The organism is Bacteroidota bacterium, from assembly GCA_034723125.1.
Classification (GTDB): domain Bacteria; phylum Bacteroidota; class Bacteroidia; order CAILMK01; family JAAYUY01; genus JAYEOP01.
Map to the genome: position 1 here is coordinate 1 of JAYEOP010000259.1, position 3,020 is coordinate 3,020.

Annotated in this window: 1 protein-coding gene; it reads right to left on the minus strand. The window is 33.6% G+C overall.

All coding sequences use genetic code 11. The annotated features are described in order from the left end of the window. A partial coding sequence (locus tag U9R42_07180) for a PKD domain-containing protein (protein MEA3495802.1) occupies positions 1 to 3,020 on the minus strand: 3,020 nt, incomplete at both ends.

Here is a 3,020-nt window from a genome sequence, read left to right on the forward strand (position 1 = left end):
GTTTGGTGTGAATGTGTTTGCTGCGTAAATATGAAATTCGGTGGGAATGCACACTTCATTTGAAATGGAATTTGTTGAATCATCTGCTCTGTTTGCAACTATTCTGTAGCAGTAAAATTCTTGGTTTATTTTTGTGAAACTGTCTGTGAATGTGTAATTTTCCTGTAAAGACAATTCATGAATTGTCTCTACGAGGGTAAATTGATTTTTTGATTTATCAAAAACCTGTAATTCGTAATTTTCTACGCCTTGTTTCCATTTTTTGTATGCTGTCCATTTTAATTTTGGGTAAATGCTTTTTGCTTCTGTTGTAAGAAGGATGCTTTTGCCGTAATTTGTGTAATCACTTTTGTAATCGCAACTATCAATTACAAACATTCTGTAAAAATATGACTGTTCGTCAACTCTGTTGTTAAAATCAAGGAAATCAAATGTTTGATTGTCGCTTGTGCTTAATTCGTACCAACTTATTCCGTTTTCTGATTTTTCTAAGGTGTAGGTTTTGGGAATTCCTTTTGTTGCTTCTGTCCATTCGATTAGGATGTTTTCGTTATTTTCAACTGTGGCTCTGATAATCTCGTTTGCTTTTACATGTTGCTCTATGAAAAAATATTTTGTTGAATCTGTTGAGCAACCAAAATCACTTGTTGATGTGAGTGTTACGGCTTTTTCACCTGTGTCTGAATAAATGTGATTTGGGTTTTGTAGTTGCGAATAATTGCTGTCTTCAAATTCCCAAAACCATTGCTGAACTTTGCCCGAATCGATAAATGATTTATCGTAAAAAAACATTGTGTCTTCAAGGCAGTTGTTGAGATAAATGTAAGCGGCAAGGGGCATTGGGTGGACGTAAACATTCTTTAAAATTGAATCCTTGCAATTTTTATCACTTGTTGAAATTATTTTTATCGGATATTTTCCCCATTCTAAAAATGAAAAATTATTTATTGCAGGATTTGTTGATGTTAAACTGTCATCAACAAACCATTGGCGAGCTAAAGTACCTGAACTGATTTTTGATTGGTCAACAAAAATAAAGTTGTTTGAATCAAGGCATTGGGTTGAATCGTTTATTGAAAAATCTGCTGTTGGTGATGGGTAAACAAAAATTGATTTTCTTGCCGTATCGGGACATCCGAGACTTGAAGTAGAAACAAGTTGAACCTCATAAGTTCCATTACTAAGATATTTCATTTGTCCGTTGGAATCGGTTGAAGTTGAAGCGTTACCAAAGTCCCAGTAATAACTCAACCTAACAGCATTTGACCAAGCTGTTAGGTTTATGAATTCAAAATTATTTTCGTTAAAACACTGAACAGAATCAGTAACAGAGAAATCCGCTTTTGGTGATTCAAGAACTATAACTTGTTTTGTGATTGAATCTTTACAACCAAGAACTGAAGTGGCAACAAGTTTAACATCAAAAGTATCAAAGCTTGAATATTTCATTTGTCCGTTGGAATCGGCTGAAGTTGAGGCGTTACCGAAATCCCAGTTGTAGTTTAAACCTAACAGGTTTTGAAAACCTGTTAGGTTGGAAAAAGCAAAATCATTTTCATTCAAGCATTGAACAGAATCGTTTACAGAAAAATCCGTTTTTGGATTTGGGTTTACAAAAATTGATTTTGTTGCCGTATCTACACATCCGAGACTTGAGGTTGAAATAAGTTGAACTGAAAAAGTATCAAATTTTGAATAGATAATTTGTCCGTTAGAATCCGTTGAACTTGAATCGTTACCAAAATCCCAGCTGTAGTTTAAACCTAACAGGTTTTGAAAAGCTGTTAGGTTTGTAAATTGAAAACTGTTTTCATTAAAACACTGCGAACTGTCATTTACAGAAAAATCCGCTTTTGGTGATTCAAGAACTACAACTTGTTTTGTAATTGAATCTTTACAAGCAAGAGTTGAAGTAGCAAGAAGTTTAACATCAAAAGTATCAAAGCATGAATATTTCATTTGTCCGTTGGAATCCGTTGAAGTTGAGGCGTTACCGAAATCCCAGATGTAGTTTAAACCTAACAGGTTTTGAAAAGCTGTTAGGTTTGTAAATTGAAAACTATTTTCGTTTAAACATTGCGAACTGTCATTAACTGAAAAATCTGTAACAGGACTTGGATGTACAATAATTTCTTTTGTTGCAGTATCTCTGCAAGCATGATTTGTCTCCTCAATTAAAACCACATTAAAAGTATCTGCAATTAAATAAATATGTTGTGCCGTATCAGCATTTGAAGTGTTGTTATCTCCGAAATACCATGTCTTTGAAACATTTAAATTTAAAGAATCACTTGGGTTTAAGAAAGTAAAGTTGTTTTGGGCAAAGCATTGGGCTGTATCTGATGATATTTTAGCAGTTGGGGAAGGATTTACAAAAACTGTTTTAGTTTTTGATGCTGAACAACCATAATCTGAAAGTACTGTTAATTTTACATCAAAGGTATCTACAAAAGCATAGTGATGTGTTGGGTTTTGGATATACAAATTACTGCTATCCCCCAAATCCCATTCATAAGTAAAATTACCTGCAACAATACCTGAACTGTCTGAAAATAAAAAATGATTACCATTAAGACATTGGATAGTATCATTGATATAAAAATCTGCTGTTGGATAAGGACTAATGCGAATTTCACGGGTTAAGGTATCAGTGGCTACCGTATCATGCCAAAGAACTACACTAACATTATAAAGCCCTGTATCTAAAAACACATGCCCTGGCTCCATTAAGTTTGAATAATTGTTTATTATTGAAATACTATCCCCAAAACACCAAAGCACTGAATCTATATGAGAGGTATCTGAAATAAGAAATTTAGCAGTATCTCCAAAGCAGGTATTTTTTACGTCAAAATCAGGAATGAAAAAGTAGGATTGGATAAAGTCGGGGAGACCGTATGATACACCCCAATACTGCCCGTTATATAAACCTTTATCAACATAATTACAAGAATTTCCCTTTTTATTTGGATAGTTAATTACTCCTAAATGATTTTGACTTCTTGCTGCATATATTTTCC